The sequence below is a fragment of the Micromonospora vulcania genome, assembly GCF_042658605.1.
Classification (GTDB): Bacteria; Actinomycetota; Actinomycetes; order Mycobacteriales; family Micromonosporaceae; genus Micromonospora; species Micromonospora vulcania.
Map to the genome: position 1 here is coordinate 285450 of NZ_JBHSQS010000002.1, position 25717 is coordinate 311166.

At 73.2% G+C, this 25717-nt stretch carries 23 protein-coding genes and 1 pseudogene; 13 read left to right on the top strand and 11 right to left on the bottom strand.

The genetic code is table 11. The features are described 5' to 3' along the window. Window positions 1–31 precede the first annotated feature (31 nt). Window positions 32–1786, bottom strand: coding sequence for a DEDD exonuclease domain-containing protein (locus tag ACFQGL_RS03925; RefSeq protein WP_377505408.1), 1755 nt, complete (start codon window positions 1784–1786; stop codon window positions 32–34). Window positions 1787–1913: 127 nt separating this feature from the next. Here ACFQGL_RS03925 and ACFQGL_RS03930 point away from each other — a divergent pair, with 127 nt between their 5' ends. Beyond that, entirely contained in the window at window positions 1914–3347 is a 1434-nt protein-coding gene (locus ACFQGL_RS03930) for an NYN domain-containing protein (RefSeq protein WP_377505411.1), read from the top strand. Window positions 3348–3376: 29 nt separating this feature from the next. Here the strand turns inward: ACFQGL_RS03930 and ACFQGL_RS03935 are convergent, their stop codons facing one another. Then, window positions 3377–3724 carry a hypothetical protein gene (locus ACFQGL_RS03935; RefSeq protein ID WP_377505414.1) on the bottom strand — a complete coding sequence of 116 codons (348 nt, stop codon included), beginning with the start codon at window positions 3722–3724 and terminating at the stop codon, window positions 3377–3379. A gap of 568 nt (window positions 3725–4292) precedes the next feature. On the opposite strand from ACFQGL_RS03935, the gene ACFQGL_RS03940 reads away from it, so the two are divergent. The 5 genes from ACFQGL_RS03940 to ACFQGL_RS03960 all read left to right on the top strand — a co-directional run bounded on the left by ACFQGL_RS03940 (window position 4293) and on the right by ACFQGL_RS03960 (window position 8113). Beyond that, window positions 4293–5039: a DUF6928 family protein gene (locus ACFQGL_RS03940; RefSeq protein ID WP_377505417.1), complete on the top strand. Its 747-nt coding sequence runs from the start codon at window positions 4293–4295 to the stop codon at window positions 5037–5039. A 268-nt stretch (window positions 5040–5307) separates the two neighbouring features. Further along, window positions 5308–5541 carry a hypothetical protein gene (locus tag ACFQGL_RS03945; protein ID WP_377505420.1) on the top strand — a complete coding sequence of 78 codons (234 nt, stop codon included), beginning with the start codon at window positions 5308–5310 and terminating at the stop codon, window positions 5539–5541. 72 nt (window positions 5542–5613) lie between these two features. Beyond that, window positions 5614–5736, top strand: a complete 123-nt coding sequence (locus tag ACFQGL_RS03950; RefSeq protein ID WP_377505423.1) for a hypothetical protein — start codon at window positions 5614–5616, stop codon at window positions 5734–5736. After that, window positions 5733–6992, top strand: a complete 1260-nt coding sequence (locus tag ACFQGL_RS03955) for a M48 family metallopeptidase (RefSeq protein ID WP_377505426.1) — start codon at window positions 5733–5735, stop codon at window positions 6990–6992. Before ACFQGL_RS03950 ends, ACFQGL_RS03955 begins: the two co-directional genes overlap by 4 nt. Continuing rightward, window positions 6989–8113 carry a glycosyltransferase family 4 protein gene (locus ACFQGL_RS03960; protein ID WP_377505429.1) on the top strand — a complete coding sequence of 375 codons (1125 nt, stop codon included), beginning with the start codon at window positions 6989–6991 and terminating at the stop codon, window positions 8111–8113. Before ACFQGL_RS03955 ends, ACFQGL_RS03960 begins: the two co-directional genes overlap by 4 nt. 12 nt (window positions 8114–8125) lie before the next feature. Here the strand turns inward: ACFQGL_RS03960 and ACFQGL_RS03965 are convergent. From ACFQGL_RS03965 to ACFQGL_RS03995, 7 genes and pseudogenes are all read right to left on the bottom strand, one after another. Continuing rightward, window positions 8126–8793: pseudogene (locus tag ACFQGL_RS03965) on the bottom strand (lysophospholipid acyltransferase family protein). Between the two features lie 32 nt (window positions 8794–8825). Beyond that, window positions 8826–9407, bottom strand: a complete 582-nt coding sequence (locus tag ACFQGL_RS03970; RefSeq protein ID WP_377505432.1) for a TetR/AcrR family transcriptional regulator — start codon at window positions 9405–9407, stop codon at window positions 8826–8828. Window positions 9408–9710: 303 nt separating this feature from the next. Next, on the bottom strand, window positions 9711–11369 hold the full coding sequence (locus ACFQGL_RS03975; protein ID WP_377506005.1) for a putative bifunctional diguanylate cyclase/phosphodiesterase: 1659 nt from the start codon (window positions 11367–11369) through the stop codon (window positions 9711–9713). Between the two features lie 82 nt (window positions 11370–11451). After that, window positions 11452–12261 (bottom strand): SAM-dependent methyltransferase, encoded by an 810-nt coding sequence (locus ACFQGL_RS03980; protein ID WP_377505435.1) that lies wholly within the window; start codon window positions 12259–12261, stop codon window positions 11452–11454. Between the two features lie 186 nt (window positions 12262–12447). Beyond that, the gene (locus tag ACFQGL_RS03985) at window positions 12448–13116 is read right to left on the bottom strand and encodes a response regulator transcription factor (RefSeq protein ID WP_007072219.1); all 669 of its coding nucleotides are present in this window, start codon (window positions 13114–13116) and stop codon (window positions 12448–12450) included. A 7-nt stretch (window positions 13117–13123) separates the two neighbouring features. After that, window positions 13124–14815, bottom strand: a complete 1692-nt coding sequence (locus tag ACFQGL_RS03990; RefSeq protein ID WP_377505438.1) for a sensor histidine kinase — start codon at window positions 14813–14815, stop codon at window positions 13124–13126. A gap of 14 nt (window positions 14816–14829) precedes the next feature. After that, on the bottom strand, window positions 14830–16644 hold the full coding sequence (locus ACFQGL_RS03995; protein ID WP_377505441.1) for an AMP-dependent synthetase/ligase: 1815 nt from the start codon (window positions 16642–16644) through the stop codon (window positions 14830–14832). A 211-nt stretch (window positions 16645–16855) separates the two neighbouring features. Between ACFQGL_RS03995 and ACFQGL_RS04000 the strand changes: the two genes are divergently transcribed. From ACFQGL_RS04000 to ACFQGL_RS04025, 6 genes are all read left to right on the top strand, one after another. Further along, window positions 16856–17311 (top strand): SRPBCC family protein, encoded by a 456-nt coding sequence (locus tag ACFQGL_RS04000; RefSeq protein WP_377505444.1) that lies wholly within the window; start codon window positions 16856–16858, stop codon window positions 17309–17311. A 31-nt stretch (window positions 17312–17342) separates the two neighbouring features. Continuing rightward, window positions 17343–18047: a hypothetical protein gene (locus ACFQGL_RS04005; RefSeq protein ID WP_377505447.1), complete on the top strand. Its 705-nt coding sequence runs from the start codon at window positions 17343–17345 to the stop codon at window positions 18045–18047. A gap of 80 nt (window positions 18048–18127) precedes the next feature. Then, complete coding sequence (locus ACFQGL_RS04010; RefSeq protein ID WP_377505450.1) at window positions 18128–19075, top strand: ROK family glucokinase; 948 nt, start codon at window positions 18128–18130, stop codon at window positions 19073–19075. 11 nt (window positions 19076–19086) lie between these two features. After that, window positions 19087–19791: an endonuclease/exonuclease/phosphatase family protein gene (locus tag ACFQGL_RS04015; protein ID WP_377505454.1), complete on the top strand. Its 705-nt coding sequence runs from the start codon at window positions 19087–19089 to the stop codon at window positions 19789–19791. A 112-nt stretch (window positions 19792–19903) separates the two neighbouring features. Continuing rightward, entirely contained in the window at window positions 19904–21310 is a 1407-nt protein-coding gene (locus ACFQGL_RS04020; RefSeq protein WP_377505457.1) for a flavin-containing monooxygenase, read from the top strand. Beyond that, window positions 21307–22122 (top strand): alpha/beta hydrolase, encoded by an 816-nt coding sequence (locus ACFQGL_RS04025; RefSeq protein ID WP_377505460.1) that lies wholly within the window; start codon window positions 21307–21309, stop codon window positions 22120–22122. The genes ACFQGL_RS04020 and ACFQGL_RS04025 overlap by 4 nt, the downstream gene beginning before the upstream one ends. 13 nt (window positions 22123–22135) lie before the next feature. Here ACFQGL_RS04025 and ACFQGL_RS04030 read toward each other — a convergent pair whose 3' ends face one another. Further along, entirely contained in the window at window positions 22136–23620 is a 1485-nt protein-coding gene (locus ACFQGL_RS04030; RefSeq protein WP_377505463.1) for an alpha,alpha-trehalose-phosphate synthase (UDP-forming), read from the bottom strand. A gap of 172 nt (window positions 23621–23792) precedes the next feature. Further along, window positions 23793–24635 carry a DUF308 domain-containing protein gene (locus tag ACFQGL_RS04035; RefSeq protein WP_377505466.1) on the bottom strand — a complete coding sequence of 281 codons (843 nt, stop codon included), beginning with the start codon at window positions 24633–24635 and terminating at the stop codon, window positions 23793–23795. A gap of 360 nt (window positions 24636–24995) precedes the next feature. Between ACFQGL_RS04035 and ACFQGL_RS04040 the strand changes: the two genes are divergently transcribed. After that, window positions 24996–25691, top strand: coding sequence for a lysophospholipid acyltransferase family protein (locus ACFQGL_RS04040; RefSeq protein ID WP_377505469.1), 696 nt, complete (start codon window positions 24996–24998; stop codon window positions 25689–25691). The last annotated feature ends 26 nt before the right edge of the window (window positions 25692–25717 follow it).

Sequence of the window (25717 nt, forward strand, 5' to 3'; positions counted from 1 at the left end):
GCGAGTGGACGTAGTCCGATCGGACAGTTGGTCATGAGCGTTCGGTCGAGAGTTGGTGGGACGACGCGTTCTCGGCCTTCGTCAGCAGGTCACGGAAGCGGCCCGCGCCACCGGCCGGGGAGGACCAACCGGAGGACATCTCGACCAGCCGGGTCTCCGGCCGTTCCAACCAGGACAGGATGCGCTCGGACTCCTCGGCGGTGGCCGCCGGCACCGGACCGTGCCCGCCCGGCACCGTCTCGGCGGTGGCCCGGATCGCGTTCAGCGTGGGTCGCGGGTGGACGCCGGGCGGCGAGACCCCCGCGCCCGCCAGCCGACCGTGCCGGACCAGGGCCAGCTCCCAGCCGCCCCGGGCGGCCGGCCGAGCGGCGGCCAGCTCGACGATCCCGGTCAGCGCGGCCAGCCGTTGCATCCGCACGGTGGCGCGCAGCACCGCGGCCAGCCGGGACCGCACCACGGCGGCCTCCTCGTAGCGCTGGTCGTTCGAGAGCACGTCGATCCGGGCCAGCAGCGCGTCCACCACCGGCGCCGGGTCGGTGGTGGTCGCCGTGCGGAACGGCGTCGCCGCGCGGTCGTCGTACTCCTCGGGGGTGATCCGGTGTTCGCAGGGTGCCGGGCAGCGGCCCAGCTCGGCCAGCGCGCAGGCCGGCGTGACGGTGCGCAGCGAGAGCCGGTGCGTGCACTGGCGCAGCGGCACCGCGTCGTGGAAGCCCGCGGCGGCCAGCTCCGCGGCCCGCCGGGAGGTGAACGGCCCGAGGTAGGCGGTGTCGGTGGGGGAGATGTCGCGGACCACCGACAGCCGGGGGTACGGCCCGTCGGTCAGCTTGAGCCAGACCATCCGCTCCGGGTACTTCGACCGCCGGTTGTACGGCGGCGCGTGCGCGGCGATCAGCCGCAGCTCGCGGACCTCCGCCTCCAGCGAGTGCGCGCACTCGACCGCCTCGACCCGCTCGGCCGCCGCCAACATCTCGGAGATCCGGGCGCGCTTCTCGCTGGCGGTGAAGTAGCTGCGCACCCGGGTGGCGATGTCGCCGGACGTGCCGACGTAGAGCGGCCGGTCGTCGGCGGCCCGGAAGATGTAGACCCCGGGGGCCTTGGGCAGCCCTTCGGCCAGGTGCTTCTTGCGTCGCTGGGTCGGGGTGACCGCCCGGGCGAACTCGATCGCCTCGCCGACGGTGTCGACCCGGTGCCCGCCGAGCCGGGCGATCAGCCCGTGCAGCACGTCGACGGTGGCCTTCGCGTCGTCCAACGCCCGGTGGGTGGGCTGCACGGCGGTGCGGAAATAGGCGGCCAGGGTGCCCAGTTTGCGGTTGGGCACCTCGTCGCGGGTCAGCACCCGACGGGCCAGCGCCGCCGTGTCCAGAACCCGGGGGTTGGGCCACTGGTAGCCGTGCTTCGCGCAGGCGGCCTTGAGGAAGCCGACGTCGTAGGGGGCGTTGTGGGCCACCAGCACCGCGTCGGTGAGGAACTCCAGGAAGCTCGGCAACACCTGCTCGATCGGCGGCGCCGGCATCAGCATGGCCTCGGTGATCCCGGTCAGCACGGTGATGAACGGCGGGATGGGTTGGCCCGGGTTGACCAGGGTGGCCAGCACCCCCAACTGTTCGCCGCCGCGCACCTTGACCGCGCCGATCTCGGTGATGCCGCCGCCGTCCGGCGCACCGCCGGTGGTCTCCAGGTCGACCACCACGAAGGTGGTCGCGTAGAGCGGCAGCGCCGGGTCCACCCCGCCCGTCGCCGGGTCGAGACCGGCCAGCGACTCCTGGACGTACTCCGCCTGTGCCATCGGCGGCACGCTAGCGTGCCGGTCCGACACTCCCGCCACAGCGGTCCCACCAGTCAACATGGGGCTAGGATGAGAGATCGGCTCACTCACCGGGCGGTGGGCCCGGTAGCGGTGGGAGACTTGCCACATGCCCCTCACCGACCCGTCCGACGACCACCTCCCGCAGGAGGATCCGGTCGCCGTACGTGACGGTGCCGTGGGCGACCCGGATGCCGCCGAGACCGCCGCCGGCCCGGACGACGCGCCGGCCATCGAGCCCGAGCCCACCCTGCCCGAGCCGGTCCGACAGCGGATCGTGGCGTTGACCGCCGCGGTGCTGCCGGGGCTGCCCGCCGACGAGGTGCCGGTGCCGCTGCGCCGGGTGGCCAAGTTCGCCCCGAACCGTCGGGCCCGACTCGGCGCACCGGCCATCGCCGCCCAGCTCACCGCCGACCCGCTGTTCCGGCAGCGGGTCACCGCCCGGGTGCTGAGCGACGCTGGTGATCTTGGTGCTGCCGTGGTCGAGGGCACCGCCCCGGCCGCCGCCGACCCGGTTGAGGTGGCCGCGCTGGCTTACCTGGCCCGGCCGCGCGGTTGGCGGGAACTGATCGACGCCAGCGGCGCGGCGGTCCGCGCCGAGGCGGACAGCGCCGTCGTCGCCGAGCTGGTCCGCGAGGCCGAGCAGCGGGCCACCCGGGCCGAGCACGACCGGGCGGTGGCCCGGGTCGAGGCGGAGAAGCTCCGCGACGAGGTGGCCCGGGTCCGCGAGGAGTTGGGCCAACTCCGCGAGGAGTCACGCCAAGTGGCCCGCACACTGCGGGAGACCCAGGCCCGCGAGCGCAAGGCCACCGAGCTATTGGCCACCGAGCGTGGCCGGGCCGCGCGGGCCAGCGCCGAGGTGGACGCCGAACTGCGCCGGGCCCGAGCCCGGCTGGCCGAGGCCGAGGCGGCGGCCGGGGTCGCCCGGGCCAGCGCCAAGGAGGCACGCTCGGTCGACGACGCCCGACTCTGGCTGCTGCTGGAGACCATCGGCCAGGCCGCCGTCGGGCTGCGCCGGGAGCTGGCACTGGACCCGGTCGACAAGCTGCCCGCCGACTTCGTCGCCGACGCGTTCGCCGAGCAGCCGGGCACCGCCCCGGCCGGCCCGGCCGCGCGCGCCCGGGACACCGACGACCCGGCCCGACTGGACCAACTGCTCGCCCTGCCCCGGGCACACCTGGTGGTGGACGGCTACAACGTCACCAAGCGCGGCTTCGGCGAGATGTCGTTGGAGCAGCAGCGCAAGCGTCTGATCACCGGGCTGGGCGGGATCGCCGCGCAGACCGGGGACGAGGTCACCGTGGTCTTCGACGGCGCGGAGCGGATGCACGGGCTGCCACCCGCCCCGCGCGGCGTACGGGTGCTCTTCTCCCGCAAGGGCGAGACCGCCGACGAGCTGATCCGGCGACTGGTCCGCGCCGAGCCGGCGGGCCGTCCGGTGGTGGTGGTCTCATCGGACCGCGAGGTCGCCGACGGGGTACGCCGGCACGGCGCCTACCCGCTGGGGGCCGACTCGCTGCTGCGGCGGCTCGCCCGCTCCTGAGCGCACCCGGTTGACAGACCCGGATGGGCCTAGTCCGAGAAGCGGTCACCGATCCGAATGCGGTCGTAGCGAGGTTTCTGCACGCAGGACTTCTTGCTCCGGCCGCTTTCGGTGACGTAGGTGACCTGGTAGCAGGTTCGCAGGCGGCACATCTGACCCTTGCGATTGCAGGCCGACGTGGAGACCAGGTCCTTGCCCGAGACAGTTCCGTCAGTATCACCGCGCGCCCACGTCGCGATCAGCCCGATCACCACGGCGAATGCGCAGGCGATCACCGCCACCACGATGACAGGTCGTTTCGCCGATCCGCTCCGACCGCGCGGCACCACCTCGCCGCCCGGACGGTCCGACGGAGGGCGGTCATGCTCGTCAGCCATCTACCTGCCCCGATTGTCGCGCCTACCCCCGATAGTCACGGCCCCACGGTAGGAGGACTTCGCAACGGACGGGCCTCAGGCAAGGCCGACCTGCTGGATCCCGAGTCGGCGGGCGCATGGTGACCCAGGGGGCCGAGGGCTTAGGCATGGAGGAGTTCCGACGACACGCACGGTGGTGCCCCGTGGGTCTGGCGCCGAGCGGTCACCGCTTGGACGTCGTCCCCGACTACGCGGCCTTCCCGGTGTGGGAGCCGGCCGGCATGTCCTCGCCACAGCGACTCGGGATCTCCGCCGAGCTGGCTCACGACCTGCGGGCCTGGCGCGAGTGGTGGGAGCGCCACAGCGAGTACGGGGGCGGCGAGCACGCCTCCGATCCAGAGCGCGAGAGCTGGGGCGAGGTCGGACTCGTCCTGGCGGAACGGCTCGCGCGGGAGACCGGCGCGGACGTCGTCTGTTGGTGGCCCAGCGGGCCGGCGGGCAGCGACCCGAGTTGCCAGAGCTGTAGGCCTGTCCGCCGGGCTCGGTAGGGTGCGCACCTGTTCGACTGCCGACGACCGGGAGGAGTGACGTGGGCGCGAAGACGGCCCTGTTGGCGTTCGTCGAGGGTGACATCCGTTCCGCGTTGCGAGGAGCGACGCGTTCGGAACGAGTCGAGGCCGAGGTGCTGGTACGGCAGATCCACCCGGGCTGTGCGGTGACGCCTGCCGACGATGGCACGTTGCTCGACGACACCTACCCGCCGGACGACATCACCTACGCCACCAGGGTGGGTGGGGTCGAGCTGTACTGCGACCGACGGTTCATGCTCGACCGTCCCTCCGAGCTGCCGGCGCACCTGCGTCAGGCCGGGGCGGGCCGGCGGATCGTCCTGCACGGGATGCACTCGGTCGTGGACTGGCTGGGCTTCGCGGTCTGGGTGGACGGTGTGCTGGAGAGATCATTGAGTCTGTCGCCCGACGGCGGCATCCGGGAGAACATCGGCGAGCCGTACGACTTCGAGCTGCCGTACTGGGCGGGCGAGCATCCCGTCGAGGTGCTGCCGGGCGGGCCGTACCCGTTGCCGTTTCACCCCCTTGAGCTGGGTGAGGAAGCGTTGCGCGCGCTGTTCGGCTTCGTCATCGAGGGACGTCCGGACCCGACGGACATCGACGCGGAAGCCGTTTACCTGCACGGCTTCCAGGTGACGGACGCCTCCGGCGAGGAGCAGGCGGCCCCTGCAGCTCAGCTCGCGGCGGCACTACGGACCATGGGTCCGCCCCGGCGGTTGCGGATGGGGTCGGACGGAACACTGCGCGAGGCCGACCTCGGCGAATGAGAGGCGATCGGTGCCCGAGCGCCCGGTACACCAAACGGTGCGGCTTCCTACACCTGATCGACACGAGTTCGGTCAAGCCGGGGTGTCGCGGGCCGGTCGGGATACCCCGATATCGCTGATCTGGAGTCGATCTAGCCCTGCAAATGATTGGTCGGGGCGGTTGTCCGGGTTTCTGTCGTACCCGGTGGCTAGCGTCGATGTGACCGACGGTGCTCGGGCGGCGACGACAGCGTGCCGGCCGTGCGTCGCGAGCCGATCAGGAGGCGTGATGCTCATCGACTGCGAGGGGTGCGCGAAGCGGGGCGACGGCTGTTCCGGCTGCCTGGTGGCGGCCCTGCTCGACGACACGTCGCCGGCGGCCGGTTTGGTCGCCGCCGAGGTCCAGGCGATCGAGGTGCTCGCCCGCGCCGGCTTCGAGGTGGAGGTGCTGGCGGCGCCCGCGCGTCCCGGTGCCGCGAACCCGGGCGCCGCCCGCCGCCGCTCCGCACGGCACGTGGCCTGATCACCACACCGCGCCCGGAGTGGGCTTTTCGCGGGCCATAGGATGGGCGGTCACGGCGGGAGGAGCGGCGGGATGAGCGGGGTACGACGCGACGACGGCGGGCCCGCCGGCAGTGGCGACAGCGCCCGCGGTGGCGAGCGCGCCGGCAGCAGCGGGAACGCCCGTCGCGCGGAGCGCAGCGTGGTGTCCCGGTGACCCCGCGCGGCTGGGCGCTGCTGACCCTGGGCGGGTTGACCGTCGCGCTGGTCGTGGTCGCCGCGCTGTTCATCCCCTGGCACCGGCCGCCCGCGCCCCGCGCCGACCAACTCGCCGCGCTACGCGACCTGCCGGCCGAGCAGGTGGCCCGGGGGCGGGAGTTCCGCGCCGCGCTGCGCCCCGGCGGCTACGCCGCGCTCGCCGTCGGGCTGCTGATCGCCCTCGCGCTCGGGCTGACCCCGCTGGGCAGTCGGCTCGTCGAGCTGGTGGGCCGGCCCTTTCACGGGCACTGGGCCGCGCAGGCGGTGCTCGGTGGGCTGTCCGTGGTGCTCGTCGCCGACCTGCTCACCCTCCCGTTCTCCGCCTGGCGGCAGAGCGTGCTCACCCGCTACGGGCTGAGCACCAACGGCTGGGGCGGCTGGGCGGTCGACCTACTCAAGTCGTACGCGGTCAGTGCGGTGATCGGCGCGGTGGCGCTTTTCGGCTTCTACGCGGTCATCCGGCTCGCCCCGCGGTGGTGGTGGGCGTTCGGCGCGGCCGGTGCGGCCCTGCTGGTGGTGCTGTTGTCGTTCGTGCTGCCGGTGCTGGTCGAGCCGGTGTTCAACCGGTTCACCCCGCTGGAGCAGGGCCCGTTGCGTACCGAGCTGATCAGCATGGCCGCCCGCGACGGGGTGCCGGTGCGCGACGTGCTGGTCGCCGACGCCTCCCGACGGACCAAGGCGGTCAACGCGTACGTCTCCGGTCTCGGGCCGACCCGGCGGGTGGTCGTCTACGACACGCTGCTGCGCGAGGCCACCCCTGCCGAGGTGACCGCCGTGGTGGCGCACGAGTTGGGGCACGCGAAGGACCGCGACGTGACGGTCGGCACGCTGACCGGTGCGCTGGGGGCCGCCGCCGCGGTGGTGGCGCTCTATCTGCTCGGCTCGTGGGGGCCGCTGCTGCGGCTGGCCGGCGTCGAGTCGGTCGCCCAACCGCGCGCGTTCCCGTTGCTGGTCGCCCTGGTCACGGTAGCCGGGTTGGTGGCTGCGCCGGTGCAGGCGCTGATGTCCCGGCGGGTGGAGGCGCGGGCCGACGCGCATGCGCTCGAGCTCACCCGTGATCCGGTCGCGTTCGAGGCGATGCAGCGCCGGCTCGGTTCGGTCAACCTCGGCGATCCCGACCCGCCGCGCTGGGAATACCTCTACTCGGCCTCACACCCGTCCACCGTGGAGCGGATGGCCGCCGCCCGCGCGTACGCCCGGGAGGCCGGCCGATGACCCGTACCCTGCTGATCACCAACGACTTTCCGCCCCGCCCCGGCGGGATCCAGTCCTTCGTGCACAACCTCGCGGTGCGTCAACCGGCCGGCTCGGTGGTGGTATACGCGTCGAGCTGGCGCGGTGCCGCGAAGTTCGACGCTGACCAGCCGTTCGAGGTGATCCGGGAACGCACCCGGGTGCTGCTGCCCACCCCGCTGATCGCCCGCCGGGCGGCGCGGCTGGCTCGGGCGTACGACTGCGACACGGTGTGGTTCGGCGCGGCGGCCCCGCTCGGGCTGCTCGCCCCCGGTCTGCGCCGACGGGCCGGCGTACGACGGGTGGTGGCGCAGACCCACGGGCACGAGGTGGGTTGGGCCGCACTGCCCGCCGCCCGGCCGGCGCTGCGCCGGATCGGCCGGGGTGTCGACGTCACGACCTACCTCGGTGAATACACCCGCAGCCGGTTGGCCCGGGTGCTGGACGGGGTGACCGAGCTGCGCCGGCTGGCGCCCGGTGTGGACGTGGACACCTACCACCCGAGCGTGGACGGTGAGCCGGTCCGCGCCCGGCTGGGGCTGACCGACCGGCCGGTGGTGGTCTGCGTGTCCCGGCTGGTGCCACGCAAGGGGCAGGACATGCTGATCCGGGCGCTGCCGGAGATCCACCGCCGGGTCCCCGACGCGGCGCTGTTGATCGTCGGCGGTGGGCCGTACCGGGCGACCCTGGAGAAGCTGGCCCGGCAGGTCGGGGTGGAACGGGACGTGGTCTTCACCGGCTCGGTGCCGTGGGCCGAGCTGCCGGCGCACTACGCGGCCGGCGACGTCTACGCGATGCCCTGCCGCACCCGCAACCGAGGGCTGGACGTGGAGGGGTTGGGCATCGTCTACCTGGAGGCGTCCGCGACGGGCCTGCCGGTGGTGGCCGGCGACTCGGGGGGCGCTCCGGACGCGGTACGCGAGGGAGAGACCGGCTACGTGGTACGCGGTCGCGACGTCGCCCAGCTCGCCGACCGGGTGGCCCGGCTGCTCGCCGACCGTGACCTGGCCCGCCAACTGGGTGCGGCCGGCCGGGCATGGGTGGAGCGGGAATGGCGCTGGGAGGCACAGGCGCAGCGGATGGCGGCGCTGCTCGCCGGTTGATCGCCGCGTCGCTCAGGCGGAGGTCGACCGGGGCGGGGCGTAGCGGGGCACGTACTCCTGGCCGGTGAGCCGTTGGATCGCCGCCATCACCTCGTCGGTGACCGTCCGGATGTCGCGGGGCCCGTGGATCCGGTCGGCCACCGGGATCGGGGGCCGAGGCGCAGGCTGACCGGGTGCCGGCGGGGCAGCCGCGCGTCGACCGGAAGCACCTCGGCGGTGCCGAGCACGCCGACCGGGATGATCGGCACGCCGGCGTCGCGGGCCAGTCGGGTCATCCCGGTACGACCCCGGTAGAGCCGCCCATCGGGGGAGCGGGTGCCCTCCGGGTAGACGGCGACCAGACCGCCGGCACGCAGCACCGGCACGGCGGCGTCGAGGGCGCTGAGCGCGGCCCGGCCGCCGCCGCGCTCGACCCGGATGGCACCCATGCCGTTGACGATCTGTCGGTTGAGCCAGCCGCCCGGACCGCGGCCGGTGAAGTACTCGGCCTTGGCCCAGAAGGTGACGTGTCGAGGGGTCAGGCTGGCCAGGAACAGCTCGTCGGCGACGGACAGGTGGTTGCCGGCGAGGATCGCGCCACCATGTCGGGGCAGGTGCTCCAACCCTTCGACACGCGGTCGCCAGGCCAGCCGCAGCGTGGTGCCGACGGTCAGCTTCATGAGGTCGTAGAGCAGGGGCACCGGTTCTCCCGAGGGTGTCGAGGGTGGACGTTTCAGGCGGTGGCCGGGCCGAGGTGGGCGTCCAGTGCGGCGCGTAGCAGGGCGTCGTCATCGGTGGCGCCGGTGGCCAGCGGCAGGCTGCCCCAGGCCCAGAGTTGGGCGATGCCGTGCAGGTTGGCCCAGAGCGCGCCGGCCAGCACCGGGGCCGGTGCGTCGGTCGGCCGGCGTACCTGGGCCACCAGGTCGGCCAGGACGGCGAACAGGGGCAGGCTCGTCTCGCGTAGCCGCAGTCGGCCGCTGGCGAGCAGGTCGTGTCGGAACATCAGCTCGAACATGCCGCGGTGCGCCGCTGCGAAATCCAGGTACGTCCGGCCCAGCGCGGTCAGCCGGGCACGCGGGTCCGGGCCGGCGGCGCGCATGGTCTCCTCGACCCGGGCGGCGAGGTCGGCGAAACCCTCCCGCGCGATGGCGGACAGCAGGTCGACGTGGGTGGGGAAGTAGCGGCGTGGCGCGCCGTGCGAGACCCCGGCACGGCGGGCGATCTCCCGCAGCGACACCGCCGACTGGCCCTCGCGCAGCACCAGGTCCACCCCGGCGGCCACCAGCCGCGCCCGGACACCCGCCTCCTCGCTCATAGACACTGTCTACCAGGCGTCCGTAGACGCTGTCTACTCGCTGCCGCTGCCGCTGCCGCTGCCGCTGCCGCTGCCGCTGCCGCTGCCTCGGGTCTGGAAGGGCGCTGCGGCGTGCCGCTCTCCGGCTGGCGGGCACCACCATGGTGAGCGGTATACCTCAGAGTCATATTTATGCCCCTGAGGTATATCGCTCACCAACGTGCCCGGCCGCCAGAGAACGAGCGAAGCCGTGACGCGAGCCAGCGCCGTGACGCGAGCCAGTGCCGGGCCGCGGGGCAGCGCCGGGCCGCGGGCCGCAGCCGGTCAGCGGATACGGGCCAGAATCCGGTCGGCGGGCGCAGGACGGCCGAAGTGCCAGCCCTGGGCGGCGTCGCAGCCGATCGCCCGCAGCCGCTCGGCCTGCCCGGCGGTCTCCACGCCCTCGGCGGTGACCGTCAGATCCAAGGCGTGCGCCAGCGACACCAACGAGGCGAGGATCCGCTCGTCGGTCCGTCCGACCGCCGGCGACAGCAGCCCGGCCACGAACTCCCCGGCCACCTTCAGCTCGGTCACCGGCAGGTCCCGCAGATATGCCAGATTGCTGTAACCGGTGCCGAAGTCGTCGATGGCGATCCGTACCCCGAGGTCGGCCAGCATTCGCAGGGCGCGTACCGGCTCCTCGGCGGTGCTCATCATCGTGCTCTCGGTGATCTCCAGTTGGAGCCGCTCCGGCGGCAGCCCGGTCTGCCGCAGCAGATTGAGCACCTCCTGCACCAACCCGGGCCGGTGCACCTGCCGAACGGCCAGGTTGACGCTCACGAACGGCGCCGCCTCACCACCGGCCGACCAGGCCTCCGCCTCCCGGCACGCCTCGGCCAGCACCCACCCGCCCAGCTGCACGATGAGGCCGGTCTCCTCGGCCAGCCCGATGAAGCTGTCCGGACGCAGCACCCCCAGCTCCGGGTGTCGCCAGCGGACCAGCGCCTCCACACCGAGCAGCCGCCCGTCCCGCAGCGAGGTGAGTGGCTGGTAGTCGAGGTAGAACTCGCCCCGCTCGAGCGCGGCCGGAATCGCGGCGGAGAGCGCGTACCGGGCCAGCTCCCGCCGATTGCGTTCGGCGTCGTAGAGCGCCCAGCGCGAGCCCCCGGCCGACTTGGCCCAGTGCAGGGTGCTGTCGGCGGCGCGCATCAGGTCCCCGGGGTTGGCGCCGGCCACCGTACGCTCGACGATGCCGATGCTCGCCGAGACCTGAAGCTCGTGCCCGTCGACCAGCGCCGGTGTCCGGATCGCGGCCAGCGCGGCCTCGGCCACCTTCACGATGTCGTCGGTGCCACCGGTCTGCTCCACCAGGATGACGAACTCGTCCCCACCGAGCCGGGCGACCAGGTGCTCACCCAGGGCGTGGGACAGCCGCTCGGCCACCGCGGTGAGCAGCCGGTCGCCGACCTGATGCCCCAGGGTGTCGTTGACGATCTTGAAGCGGTCCAGGTCCAGGAAGCAGACGCCGATTCGCTGCGCGCCCCGGCCCGGCTCGTTCAACGCTGCGGTGAGCCGCTCGGTGAACAACGTCCGGTTGGGCAGGCCGGTCAGCGGGTCGTGGGTGGCCTGGTGGCGGAACCTCGCCTCGCTGGCCCGCAGCGCGCGCTCGGCCTGCGTCCGGGCCATCATGGCGGCGCGCCGGATCGACTCCTGCTCGTCGAGCGTGCGGTCCCGCAGCGCGCGGGCGTAGCCGGTCGCCACGGCGGCCAGCAGCCGGGCCATCCGGTCCTCGACCTCCTCGGCTACCAGGCCCAGGTCACGTACCAGCCGGAGTTGGATGATCTCGACGGTACGACCCAGCCCCTCGGCGGAGGCGATGTGCGCCGCGACCAACTCGGCGCCGACCCGGTGCCCGGCGCGCAGGTCGAACCGCTCGCCGAGCAGCGCGCCGGCCAGCTCACCGGTGAGCCGGTGCAGCAGCGTTTCGAGCTGCGCCTGGGTCATCGGCAGGTAGCTGGTGCCGGAGACCGCCTTGGCCCAGGCCCGGGCGAAGTTGCCCGGGCTGGAGGAGGTCGCTTCGGGCGAATCAGCCACCGAGCCGCCCGACCCCGCCCATGAAGACCGCACGCTCGGCGTCCTCGGCGCTCTCCGGGGTGTCCGGCCGCCACTGGGGCACCCAGACTACGCCCGGGTCGACCAGCTCGAAGCCGTCGAACAGCGCGGTCAGCTCGGCCCTGCTGCGAACCCAGAGCGGGCTGTCGGTACGCCGGTAGACGCGTTCCGCCTCGGCCCGCTCGTCAAGGCTGCGCCCGTCGTCGCTGGCCTGCGACAGCACCAGGTAGCTGCCCGGGGCGAGCGCGTCGCGCAGAGTACGCAGCAGCTCCGCCGGTCGGTCCTCATCGGAGACGAAGTGCAGCACCGCCACGATCATCACGGCCACCGGCTGCGTCAGGTCGAGCAGGCCGCGTACCTCTGGATGGGCCAGGATCTTGTCCGGGTTGCGCAGGTCCTCCTGCGCGACCGCCGCGCGGTCGTTGCCGGCGAGGATCTCCCGGCTGTGCGCCACGGCCACCGGGTCGACGTCCACATAGACCACCCGCGACTCCGGGTCGATCCGCTGGGCGATCTCGTGCACGTTGCCGACGGTGGGGATCCCCGAGCCGATGTCCAGGAACTGCCGGATACCGGCCTCCGCGAGGTGGTGCACGGCCCGGCGGAGAAAGGCCCTGTTGGCCTGGGCCATCAGCGGCGCCTCCGGCACCGCCGCCACCATCGCCTGGGCCGCGGCCCGGTCGGCGGCGAAGTTGTGTGAGCCCCCGAGGTAGTAGTCGTACATGCGCGCGACGCTCGGGCGCTCGATGTCGATGGTGTCGGGTGCCCAGTCCGGCCGCTGCATGCGCTCACCCCTAGTCCAACGCGCGAACGTCGTCGCCCGCGCGGGTATTGTGCCCCCGCCGTGCCCGCCAGACCATAGCGTGTCGCCAGGTTCGGCCCGACGTCGGTCGATACGCGAAGGTCCGCGCCGCCCGGAGGCTGGCGCGGACCTTCGGTCGCGTCGTCCCGCTCACCGAGCGGGGGCAGGTCAGAACTTCGGAGCGTCGGGCGCCTCGAGCAGGCCGAGCCGCAGCGCGGTCATCAGCGCCTGCGCGCGGTTGGCGGCCCCGAGCTTCTCGTAGAGCTTGGAGATGTGCGTCTTGGCCGTGGACTCGCTGACGAACAGCTGCTTGGCGATGCCGGCCACGCTCATCCCGTCGGCGAGCAGCCGCAGCACCTGACCCTCGCGGGGGGACAGCTGCGGACCGGACGGGGCGAGCCGGCGCTTCATCGCCTCGGCCAGGTCGGCCGCCGTGAACGCGCTGGGAGAGGAGGCGGCGTGCCGGGCTGCGGCCACCACCTCGTCGGCCGGGGCGGTCTTCGGCACGAAGGCGCTCGCACCCGCCTCCAGGGCGCCGAAGAGCTGGTCGTCGCCCGCATACATGGTCAGCACCACGATGCCCATGGACGCGCTGGACTTGCGCAGCGCACGGGTGGCCTCCAGGCCGCTGCCGTCGGGCAGCCGCAGATCCATGATCACCACATCCGGCTGCAGGGCGCCGGCCTGGCGTACCCCCTCTGCCGCCGTGGCGGCCTCACCGACGACCTCGAACTGGCGGTCGCGCTCGAAGGCGTGCCGCAGGCCCTTACGAATCAGGTCATGATCGTCGACAAGGAGGACCTTGGTACGGGTAGCCGGTGTCGGACTTGTGGTCATCCTCGGGTTACTCCCCTTCTGGTGCTGCGCTGCCGCGCACGTTATCGCGCCGGGACGAGGTGCCGAGAACCACCGCCACGGTAGTGCCGCTCGGTTGCCGCGGCCTGATCTCCAACCGGCCCCGGATACGTTCCGCCCTCTCGGCCATGATCGCAAGACCGTACCGTCCGTCGGGGCGCTGGTCAGCCATCCCCTGACCGTCATCCGACACTTCAATTTGCGCGTACGGGGGGTCGACCTCGCACGTGACCCACAAATTCGACGCCCCGGCGTGTTTACGCGCGTTGGTCACGGCCTCCTGCGCGATGCGCAGCAACTCGGCCTCGGTGGCCGCCGGGAGCCGCGCGGTGGACTCGTCCAGCGACAGGTGCACCCGCAGTCCGCCGGAGGCGCCGACGGTACGCGCGTACTCGGCGATCGCCGCCGCCAGGCCGCCCTGCCGGTCCACCTCGCTACGCAGCTCGAACAGGCTCAGCCGCAGCTCGGTGATCACCCGGGTCACCTCGCCGCGCAGGGTCCGCAGGGCCTCGGCGGTCTCCTCGGCGTCGTCGAAGACGGTGGCCAGGGCGTTGTCGATGCCGTAGCCGACCATCACCAGCTCCTGCGCCACCCCGTCGTGGATCTCCCGGGCGAGCCGCTGTCGCTCCTCGTTGGTCGCCAGTGAGCGGACCTCGTCGAAGAGCAGCGCCGCCTCCAGCCGCAGCGCGGCCGGCTGGGTCAGCGCGGTCACCCGGGAGACCACCGGCTGCGGGTACGCGTGCGCGGCGTCCGCCTCCAACACCACCAGTCCCACCGTGCGCACCCCGGCGACCAGCGGGACGATCAGCGCCGAGACGTCGCCACCGCGGTGCGAGCGGGACTGCGACCGGGCGGCGGTCTGCGCCTGCTGACTGGCCCAGGCGTCGGCGATCGCCGAGTCCGCGTCCAGCGTCGTCTCCCAGTCCACCCGGTCCACCCCGGCCTGGGCGAGCACCACGAGCCGGCCGCCGCCGCTGGCCGAGAGCACCGCGCCCCGGTCCGCCCGAGCCACCGTGCGCAGCTCCTCCAGCAGGTGCTCGGAGATGCCGCCCGGGTCCAGGGTCGCCCCGGGCAGCTGCCGGGCCACGGTACGGAGCTGGGTCAGCAGCCGGGTCGCCTCGGCGTACGGCTGGGGCTTGCCCTCACCGCGTACCGCCATCACCCGGTGCAGGGTGCCGGCGGCGTAGAGGCCCAGTGCGGCCAGGATCAGCCACTGCGCGCAGACCGCCAGGTAGCCCAGCTGGCCGAGCTGACGCTCACCGCCGACCTCGGTCAACGCGCCGCTGATCAGCAGGGTCGCGGCGGTGACGGCGAGCAGGGCGGCGCCCTCGGAGAAGTGCCGGCGCAGCGCGGTGACGGTCACCGGCACCGCCAGGTAGGGCAGCACCGCCGAGGCGCCGAGCCCGTCGACCGTCCCGCCGATCGACGCGACCGCGGCGACCTGGCTCGCGGCGAGCCCGAGCACCACCACCTCGGCCACCCGGCTCAGGGGGCCGATCAGTCGGTGCGTGGGGGCCAGCAGCGCGGGCAGGCCGGCGACCGCCAGCAGCGCGATCCACCACAGCTGGGCGACGTCGTGGGTGGCGAACAGGGTCAGGACGGCGACCAGCGCCAGCATCACCAGGCGGGCGGCCGCGGCGAGGGGATGCGGGTGCGGTGCAGCGGGAGTCGATGCGGGCACGTGACGGATGGTAGTCAGCCTCGGTAGATATCGGCGATCTCCGCCGCGTAGGTCTTGTGGACAACCTGGCGCTTGACCTTGAGCGAGGGGGTCAGCTCGCCGGTGGCTTCGGTGAAGTCGTGCGGCAGGATCCGGAACACCTTGATCGCCTCGGCCTTGGAGACGGCCTGGTTCGCGGCGTCGATCGCGGACTGGATCTCCCTGCGCATGCCCTCGTGCTCGCGCAGTTGTTCCACCGAGGTGTCGGCGGGCATCCCGGCCGCCTCCAGCCACTGCGGCAGGGCCTCCTCGTCGACGGTGACCAGCGCCGCGACGAACGGCTGCCGGTCGCCGACCACGACGCACTGGCTGATCAACGGGTGTGCCCGGACCACGTCCTCCAACACCGCCGGGGCGACGTTCTTGCCGCCCGCGGTCACGATCAGCTCCTTCTTGCGGCCCGTGATGCCGAGGTAGCCGTCGTTGTCGAGCTGGCCCAGGTCGCCGGTGCGGAACCAGCCGTCGGTGGTGAGCGCCTCGGCGGTCGCCGCCTCGTTGTTCCAGTAGCCGTTGAAGACCAGGTCGCCGGAGAGCACGATCTCGCCGTCGTCCTCGATCCGTACGGTCACGCCCGGCAGCGGACGGCCGACGGTGCCGATCCGGGTGCCGGTGGGGAGGTTCGCCGCGGCGGCGGCCGAGGTCTCGGTCAGGCCGTAGCCCTCCAGGACCGTCACGCCGACGCCGCGGAAGAAGTGGCCGAGCCGGGCACCGAGCGGCGCGCCGCCGGAGACGGCGTCCCGGCACCGGCCGCCGAGCGCGGCACGCAGCTTGCGGTAGACCAGCCGGTCGAAGACCGCGTGCTGGGCGCGCAGCGCGAGGCCGGGCCCGCCCGGGGTCTCCAGCGCCTCGCTGTACGCGACGGCGACCTGCTCGGCGCGGGCGAAGACGCCGCCCTTGCCGTCCGCCTCGGCCTTCTGCTTGGCCGCGTTGTAGACCTTCTCGAACACCCGGGGTACGGAGAGCACGAAGGTCGGTCGGAACGCCTGCAACTCGGCGACCAGGTTCTTGGTGTCGGCGCAGTGCGCCATGGTGGCCCGGGCCTGCACCACACCGATCTGGATCAGCCGCGCGAAGACGTGCGCCAGCGGCAGGAAGAGCAGGGTGGTGGCGCCGGGGTTGAACAGGTTCGGCAGCACCGGCACCGCGTTGGCGATGTCGGCGTACAGGTTGCGGTGGGTGAGCATGCAGCCCTTGGGCCGACCGGTGGTGCCGCTGGTGTAGACGATGGTGGCCAGGTCGCCGGAGCGGACTGCCTTGCGGCGGCGCTGCACCTCGGCGGCCTCGACCGTGGCGCCGGCGGTGACCAGCTCGTCGACCCCACCGAGGTCGATCTGCCAGCTGTGCTCCAGGTCGGGCAGCCGGTCCCGGATACCGGCGACCAGCGTGGCGTGCGCGGTGGTCTCCACCACGACGGCGACCGCGCCGGAGTCGGCGAGGATCCAGGCGGCCTGCTCGGCGCTGGAGGTCTCGTAGACCGGCACGGTGACCGCGCCGGCGGCCCAGATGGCGTAGTCCAGCAGCGTCCACTCGTAACGGGTCCGACTCATCAGCGCGACCCGGGCGCCCGGCTGGACGCCGGCGGCGATCAGCCCGCGGGCCACCGCCGTCACCTCGTCCCGGAACTCCCGGCAGGTCACCTCGGCCCAGCTCGTGACGGTGCCGTCGGCGTTGGGGAGGGGCCGGGCGAACTGGACGGCGTCCGGCGCGACCTCGGCGTTGTCCCAGACCGGGTCGGTGAGGTTGGCCGCGTCGCCGACGGTGACGATCGGCGGAACGGAGAACTCGCGCACTTGCACTCCCTCGTGCTCGCACTGGCCGGGCCGGCCGCCATCTCGGGCGTCGGCTCTGTCGAAACCTACCCGGCGCCCGGTCCGGGTGGGACAACCAGGATGGTCGGTCGGCATCGTGACGGTCGGGCCGCGGCGCGGGCGGGGTGCCGACCCCCGGGCGCGGCGGGGGCGGCGCGGCGCGCGGGTGGTGCCCGCCGGGTAGCCTCCCCCCATGGCGGACTCCTCCACCCAGTCGATCATCATCGGCGCGTCACCGGAGCGGGTGGCGGCGGTCATCTGCGACTTCGCGCGCTACCCGGAGTGGACCGAGGCGGTACGCCGCGTCGAGGTCGTCGAGGAGTACGAGGACGGCTACGCCAGTCAGGTGCACTTCACCATCGACGCCGCCGTGATGGCCGACGAGTACGTGCTTGCCTACGAGTACGCCGAGGACCTGTCCCGGATCGAGTGGCACCTGGTGGCGCCCTCGAAGATGCAGAAGAGCCAGCGCGGTTCGTACGACCTGGTGGGTAACCCGGACGATGGCACCACGGTGACCTACACCCTGGAGGTCGAGCTGTCCGTGGGGATGCTCGGCATGTTCCGGCGCAAGGCCGAAAAGATGATCATGGACACCGCGTTGAAGCAGCTCAAGCGCCGGGTAGAAGCACTCGGTGCGGCGCAGTGACGCGTCCGGCGGCAGGGTAGAGGAGCCGAGGTTGGGCGGGACGGATCCGGGTTCGGCCCGGGAAGAGGCAGAGCGACTGGTCGCCACCCTGCTCGCTGGCGCGCGACTGGCCTCGGCCGGTTCGACGGGCGGAGCGTGGGGGCCGTTGGGCGGGATGTTGGCCGGTGTCCTCGGTCACAGTGCCGACCCGGGCGGTCGCCCCGGCGCCGGTGGAGGTTTCGCCACCGGTACGGCCGAATGCTGCATCTGCCCGGTCTGCCGCGGTATCGCCGCGTTGCGCGACCCGAGTCCGGAATTCGCCGAGCGGCTGGCCACCGGGGCCGGTGACCTCGCGGCGGGCGTGGCCAGCCTGCTGCGCGCGTTCGCCCCGGTGGAATCGCCCCAGGCCAGCCCGCCGGAGCCCGCAGCCCCGCCTCGGCCGGCACCCGCCTCGGCCGCCGACCCGAGCACCGACGCCGAGACCCTCGACCCCACACCGGCCGACCGGCCCGTCGGCACCGATGACGACCACGTGTGGCGCGAAGCCACCCGCACCGGGCATGATTCTCAGCCGGCGCCGGAGCGGGATGTCTGGTCGGTCGCCACCCGGACGGCGGACCCACTCGCCCCGGCCGCTGTGCCACCCGTCGAAGAGGCCGGGTCGGTGGCCGCACCGGCACCGACCAAGCGACCCGTGGTGCCCGCGACGCGGGTGCCGGACGACACCGGAGCGGACGCACCGGGCGACGGCGCCTGACCGCGGGACATCCCGACCCGGACCGGCGTGCCGCCGGCGCGCGGGCCGGACAGCACAGCAGAGCAGAGGGGGCGGCAGCGGTGACGCTGACCATCGGAGTCGACGTCGGTGGCACGAAGGTGGCCGGCGGTGTCGTGGACGACACCGGCGCGGTCCTCGTGCAGGCCCGACGGGACACTCCCGCCGATGACGTCGGCAAGACCCGCGACGTCATCATCGAGCTGGTCGGCGAGCTGGCTGCCGGGCGGACGATCGAGAGCGTCGGCATCGGCGCGGCCGGCTGGATCGACGCCAGCCGCTCGACGGTGCTCTTCGCCCCCAACCTGGCCTGGCGGGACGAGCCGCTGCGCGAGTACGTCAGCGAGGCCGTCGGCCTTCCCGTGATCGTCGAGAACGACGGCAACGTGGCCGCCTGGGCGGAGTTCCGCTACGGCGCGGCCCGGGACGCCGACGACTCCATGGTCATGTTCACCATCGGCACCGGCGTCGGCGGCGGCATCGTGCTCGGCGGGGAGCTGGTGCGCGGCGCGCACGGCATCGCCGCGGAACTGGGCCACATGCTGGCCGTGCCGGACGGGCACCAGTGCGGCTGCGGGCGGCTGGGCTGCATCGAGCAGTACGCCAGCGGCAGCGCCCTGGTCCGCTTCGCCCGAGCCGGTGCCCGCCAGGAGCCCCAGCGGGCCACCGCTCTGCTGGAGCTGGCCGGTGGGGACGCCGAGGCGATCACCGGCCCGATGGTGACCGCCGCCGCGCAGGGCGGCGACCCGGTCTCCGCCGAGGCGTTCGCGCAGATCGGCCGCTGGCTGGGCACCAGCCTCGCCGACATGGCGCAGATCCTCGACCCGCAGGCCCTGGTGGTCGGCGGTGGTGTGATCGACGCCGGTGACCTGCTGCTCGGCCCGACGCGCCGCTCGTACCTCGACGCGCTGGCCCAGCGGGGCCGACTGCCGGTGGCCGAGATCCGCCCCGCCGAGCTGGGCAACAGCGCCGGGGTGATCGGCGCCGCCGACCTGGCCCGGCGGATCTGAGGCGGGCCGCAATGGGCCAGGGTGCCGGCGTACCGCTGCGGGTGGTGTCGTACAACATCCACAGCCAGCGCGACGACACCGCCGCGCTGGCGGCGGTGGTCCGGGCCGCGCGGCCGGACGTGGTGATCGTGCAGGAGGGGCCGCGCCGGTTCCGGTGGCGGCAGAAGTCCGCCACGCTGGCCGAGTCGTTCGGCCTGTTCGTGGCCGCCGGCGGGTTGCCCGCGCTGGGCAATCTGCTGCTGACCAGCCTGCGGGTCCAGGTGCGTGGCACCCACTGCCAACGCTTTCCGCTCACCCCCGGCCGGCATCTGCGCGGTGCCGCGTACGCCGACTGCCGGGTCGGTGACGCCCGCTTCACCCTCGCCGGCTCGCACCTGTCCACCGATCCGGCCGAGCGTCCCGGGCAGGCCGCCGAGTTCAAGCGCGGGCTGGACGCGGCGAGCAGCCCGGTCCTGGCCGGGGCCGATCTCAACGAGGGTCCGGACGGGCCGGCCTGGGCCACCGTGGCACGCGGGTTGACCGACGCCGCGGTGGCCGCCGACCTGGCGGACCGGCACACCTACTCCTGCGCCGACCCGCGTCGGCGCATCGACGCCCTGTTCGTCGACCCACGGATCACCGTGGTCGACTACGACGTGGTGGACACTCCGCAGACCCGGCGGGCCAGCGACCACTTCCCGGTCCTGGTCGACCTGCTGCTGCCCACCACCGGCTGACCCCCGAAGCGGCCGGCCGTCGATCCGTCCGCGCCGGGGCTGGACATCCGGCTCCGTTGTGGAGAGGATTTCGCGCGACCGGCACGCGTGCCGCACAAAAGGAGATGTTCCGGTGTCCACCTCCACCGACCACGGCCGGCCCGACCCGGAGGCGCCCGCGTCCGCGCTGCACCGCGACGGCGCCCCGGTCTCCGACCGGGGCGACACGGTCTGCGTCATCGGGGCCGGGGCCAGCGGCCTGACCGCGATCAAGAATCTGCGCGAGCACGGGTTCGGCGTGGACTGCTACGAGCGGGAGACCGGCGTCGGCGGCGCCTGGAACTGGCGGCACGACCGCAGCCCGGTGTACGCCAGCACCCACCTGTTGTCGTCGAAGCCGTTCACCCAGTTCCCCGACTTCCCGATGCCGGACTCCTGGCCGGACTACCCGCACCACAGTCAGCTGCTCAGCTACTTCGAGCGGTACGCCGACCACTTCGACCTGCGCTCGCACATCTGGTTCGGCACCGAGGTGATCCGGGTCGAGCCGGCCGACGGAGAGCGCTGGGATGTGACCACCCGCTCCACCGGCGGGTACGGGCCGGAGCGCACCTCCCGGTACGCGGCCGTGGTGGTCGCCAACGGGCACAACTGGTCGCCCAAGCTGCCCCGCTACGAGGGGCTGGAGCAGTTCCGCGGCGAGATCATGCACGCGTCGTCCTACAAGGACCCGACGCAGCTTCGCGGCAAGCGGGTGCTGGTGGTCGGTGCCGGCAACACCGGCTGCGACATCGCCGTCGAGGCCGCCCAGCAGGCGGCGCACTGCTGGCACTCCACCCGGCGCGGCTACTGGTACGCCCCGAAGTACGTCCTCGGCCGCCCGGCCGACCAGGTCAACGACGCGCTGCTGGCGCTGCGGGTGCCGCTGCGGGTACGGCAGTGGCTCTACCACTGGACGCTGCGGCTGACCGTCGGTGACCTGACCCGCTTCGGCCTGCCCAAGCCCGACCACCGGGTGTACGAGACGCACCCGATCGCCAACAGCCAGCTCGTCTACTACGTGGGCCACGGCGCGATCGGCCCGGTGCCCGACATCGCCCGGTTCCACCCGTACGCGGTGGAGCTGGCCGACGGCCGCGAGATCGACCCTGAGCTGGTCATCTTCGCCACCGGCTACCTGCCGCGCTTCGAGTTCCTGGACGCGTCGGTGTTCGGTGACAGTGCCGGTGAGGGCCGGCCGACGCTGTGGCTCAACGCCTTCACTCCGGGGCATCCGACGTTGGCGGTGGCCGGGCTGCTCCAGCCGGATTCCGGCATGTTCACGTTGGCGCACTGGCAGACCGTGCTCATCGCCCGGCTGTTGCAGGCCCGACGGGACCGGCCGGAGCGGGCCGCGGCGTTCGCGCGGCGGGTACGTGAGCGGGCCGGGGAGCGCTACTCCGCGCAGGTCAAGGAGAGCAGCCGGCACTGGTTCGAGGTCGGTCACGCCGACTACCTGCGCGCCGTCGAGCGCGCCCTGGTCGAGCTGGAGGGCAAATGAGCAGCGAGCTGCGGATCATGCGGGGCCGGGAGTGGTCCCGCCCGGTCCGGGCGGCCCGGCGTGAGGTGCTCAGCGCCAGTCCCGAGCTGGACGAGGGGCGTCCGCCGCTGCTCTTCGTTCCCGGCTTCGGGCACGGGGCGTGGGCGTTCGCCGAGCACTGGCTGGGGCACGCGGCGTCGCGGGGGTTCCCGGCGCACGCGGTGAGTCTGCGCGGGCACGGCGGCAGCGAGCCCGCGCCGGAGGCGACGCTGCGCGCGTACGCCCATGATGTGGTCCAGGTGGCCGCGGGCCTGCCGCGGCAGACGGTGCTGGTGGGGCACGGCGCCGGGGCGCTGGTGGTGGCGCACGCGTTGGCCCGCTACCCGGCGCGGGCCGCGGTGCTGGTGGCGCCGGTCTTCGGTGGCTGGGGTGTGCTCGGCACGGCCCTGCGCCGCAACCCGGCCGGCACGCTGCCGGCGGCGTTCGGTGGGCCGCTGCGGCTCAGCCGGGCGCAGTTGTTCAGCCGTGAGCTGCCCGACGCCCAGGCCCGGCAGTACGTCGGCCGGCTCGGCCGGGCCGGCCGGCGGGCGCAGTGGTCGCTGCTGGGCGGCCCGGCCGTCGAACCGGCCGTCGGTGCGCCACCGGTGCTGGTGCTGGGCAGCCCGGACGACCGGGTGGTGCCGGCGTCGGCGTTGACCCGGGTGGCCCGGCGGTACGGCTCGGCTCCGCTGCTCTTCCCCGGCATGGGCCACGATCTGATGCTGGACGCGCGCTGGTCGGAGCCGATCGACGCAATCCTGGACTGGTTGGAGAAGGAGTCGGCGGCGCGCTGAGCGGACCGGGCCGTCAGCCGCCGGCGAGGTGGGTGGCCCGGGTCGCCGGGCTGGGCACCCGGACGGCGCTGTCCGGGGTGCCGTCGGTGCTGGTCAGGCGGCCGACCAGGGCGCCGCTCTCGTCCAGCGCGCTCAGGTAGGAGCGGGCCCAGGCCCGGATGTCGTGCCGGTGCAGGTGGGCACGCATGGCCCGCATCCGCTGCGTGGCGTCGGCGGGGCTGGCCCGCAGCGCCGCGCGCAGCCCCTGCTTGAGCCCTTCCAGGTCGTGCGGGTTGACCAGGTACGCCTGGGACAGCTCGGCGGCGGTGCCGGCGAACTCACTGAGCAGCAGGGTGCCCGCGTCGTCCACCCGGGCGGCGACGTACTCCTTGGCGACCAGGTTCATCCCGTCGCGCAGTGGGGTCACCGCCATCACGTCGGCGACCCGGTAGAGCGCGGCCAGTTCGGCCCGGTCGAAGGGCTGGGTCAGGTAGTGGATGGCCGGCTCGCCGACCCGGCCGAACTCGCCGTTGATCCGGCCCACCTCGCGCTCGATCCGCTCGCGCAGGATCTGGTACTGGCCGACGCGTTCCCGGCTCGGCATGGCGACCTGCACCAGAACCGTGTCGCGGACCTTGACGTCGCCGCTGGCCAGCAGCTCGCTGTATGCCTTCAGGCGCTGCTCGATGCCCTTGGTGTAGTCCATCCGGTCCACGCTGAGGATGACCTGGCGGGGATCGCCGAGGTCCTGGCGCAGCCGGCGGGCCCGGGCGGCCACGTCCGGGCGGGCGGCCAGCGCGGCCATCTCGGCCGTGTCGATGGAGACCGGGAACGCGCCGATGCGCACCACCCGGTCGCCGACCCCGATCCGCCGGTCGGTGGCGGGCAGCTCCAGCACCTTGGCCACCAGTTGAGCGAAGTTGTGTGCCGCCTGGGCGCGCTGGAAGCCGACCAGGTCGGCACCGAGCATGCCGCGCAGCAGCTCGACCCGGCGGGGGAGCTGCATGAACAGCTCCGGCGGCGGGAACGGCACGTGCAGGAAGAACCCGATGCGCAGGTCCGGCCGGAGCGCGCGGAGCAGGCCGGGGACCAGTTGCAGGTGGTAGTCCTGCACCCAGACCACCCCGCCGGGCTCGGTCACCTCGGCCGCAGCCTCGGCGAAGCGCTGGTTGACCCGTTGGTACGCCTCCCACCACCGGCGGTGGTGCTGCGGCTGCTCGACGGCGTCGTGGTAGAGCGGCCAGAGGGTGGCGTTGGCGAACCCCTCGTAGTGGTCGCGCAGGTCCTCGTGGCTGAGCGCCACGGTGTGCATCCGGACGCCGTCCACGTCCGGCAGCGCGGGGGCCGCTCCGGTGCCGCCGGCCCAGCCGACCCAGGTGGCCGGGGTGTGCCGCAGCAGCGGGTGCAGCGCGCTGACCAGCCCACCTGGGCTGCGGCGCCATTCGCAGGCCCCGTCGGGCGCCGCGTCGTCATCGATGGGGAGGCGGTTTGCTACCACCACCAGGGAGCTCTGTCGCATCTCGGGCATTCCGATCAGCAAAGGACTGACCGCCACGAGCAAGGAAAAACCGGTCAGTCAGCGGGGGAAGTGACGTACAGCGGTATTCCTACTGACAGTAAGTTACACCACTGTTACGGCCCGGGCGGGTCGGCGTCGTCCCGGGATGCGGTCGGCGAGGGGTATGCCGAGGTCAGACGACGGCGCCGTCGTCCGGGTCGTGATCGTCCTCGTCGCCGGGGCGCAGCCGCCAGATCAGTGTGACGAAACCGGCCAGGATGCCGGTGAACCCGAACAGGGTGACCGCCGAGCGGTCCACCGGGAGCAGTGCCGGAAAGAGGAAGAGCGCGAACCCGACGATCACCGCGAGCGCGCCGGCCACGGCGTACTTGGAGACGTGCGGCAGCGGTGGCGGCGGCGGAGGGTTGTAGCCCTCCTCGTCCTCGTCGTCGGGCAGGTCGGCGCCGAAGGTGTCCAGCCCGTCCAGCAGCGACGGCTCGTCCGGACGGGTGCCCCGCCCGACCGAGATCCCGGAGATGTCGGTGGCCGACGGCAGCCGGCGGACGTCGGTGGCGGTCGGGCCGGCCTCGTCGACGCCGGAGCGGGTCAGTGGGCCAGCGGCCGGTTCGTCCCGGTCGTCCACGTCCTCGGCGGCCGGCCACGGGTGCTCGCCCACCGTCGAGCTGGTGTGGAAGCCGGCCACGATCCGGTCCCACTCGGCGTCGATGTCCGGCTCGTCGCGGGCCGGCGGCTGCTCGGGGGCGGCCTCGTCGGCGAGCTGGGTGAGGTAGTCCCGGGCGGTGGTCAGGTGCGAGCGGTCGACGTAGAGCCGGTCGACCGGCCGAGCCGGGACGGTGGTGGTGCGGGTGACCGGGTTGAGGTCGGCGGACGGTTGCAGGTACGCGGCGATCCCGCCTGCGGCCAGCACGTCGAGCAGGTGCTCACCGACGCGCGGATCGACGTCGCCAACGATGGCGTATTCGCTTGCGTCGATCCCGTTGTCCCGCCGTCCCCGGCGGGCCCCACCCGCTGACACCGGACAACCTCCTCAACGCGCCTTGCGGCGCGGCCCCTCGGCGCCCCGTCCGTACGCCGTGCTCTGAATCGTGACACGTCAGGGGCCGGTTCCGGGAGTGCGTTGTGTCGCGTCTTCCAAAGTCAGCGCCCCTGTCGCAGGTCGCGGCAGGGGTTCTTTGTCCGTTCTTGCCCAACGTGCGGCAGGGGACCTGCCCAGGTCGAGTGGTCTCAGCCCGACCAGGCGATCGCAAGCCGGTCCGAGCGTCCGTTGTGGTGACGGCCGGCGCTTCGTAGGCTCGTCGGCACGGCGGCTTCGCCCCGGCGGAGCGCCGCACGGGGGCGCGGGCGTCGTCGTGACCTCGCCACGGGAAGGACGCCGGTGCTGTACTGGCTGTTGAAGTACGTCATCCTCGGTCCGCTGCTCAAGCTGATCTTCCGCCCGCAGGTGGAGGGCCTGCACCACGTGCCGGGGACCGGTCCGGTGATCCTGGCCAGCAACCACCTCTCCTTCTCCGACTCGATCTTCACGCCGCTGATCACCTCGCGGAAGGTCACCTTCGTGGCCAAGGCCGAGTACTTCACCGGCAAGGGGATCAAGGGCTGGCTGACCAAGATGTTCTTCGTCGGCACCGGCACCATCCCGGTGGACCGCTCCGGTGGGCGGGCGGCCCGCGCCGCCCTCGACACCCAGTTGCAGGTGCTGCGCTCCGGGGGAGTGGCCGGCATCTATCCGGAGGGCACCCGTTCCCCGGACGGACGGCTCTATCGGGGCAAGACCGGGGTGGCCCGGCTCGCCCTGGAGAGCGGCGCGGTGGTGGTGCCGGTGGCGATGCTCAACGCCGACGAGATCCAGCCGCCGGGCAAGCTGATCCCCAGGATCGACCGGGTGAAGATCCGCTTCGGCACCCCGCTGGACTTCTCCCGCTACGCCGGGCTGGCCGGGGACCGGTTCGTCGAGCGCGCGGTCACCGACGAGATCATGTACGAGCTGATGGAGCTCTCCGGCCGGGAGTACGTCGACATCTACGCGCAGAAGCTCAAGCAGCCGGTCGTCCCCGCGCCGGTCGCCGCCTGAGCCGCCTGAGCCGCCTGAGCCGCCGA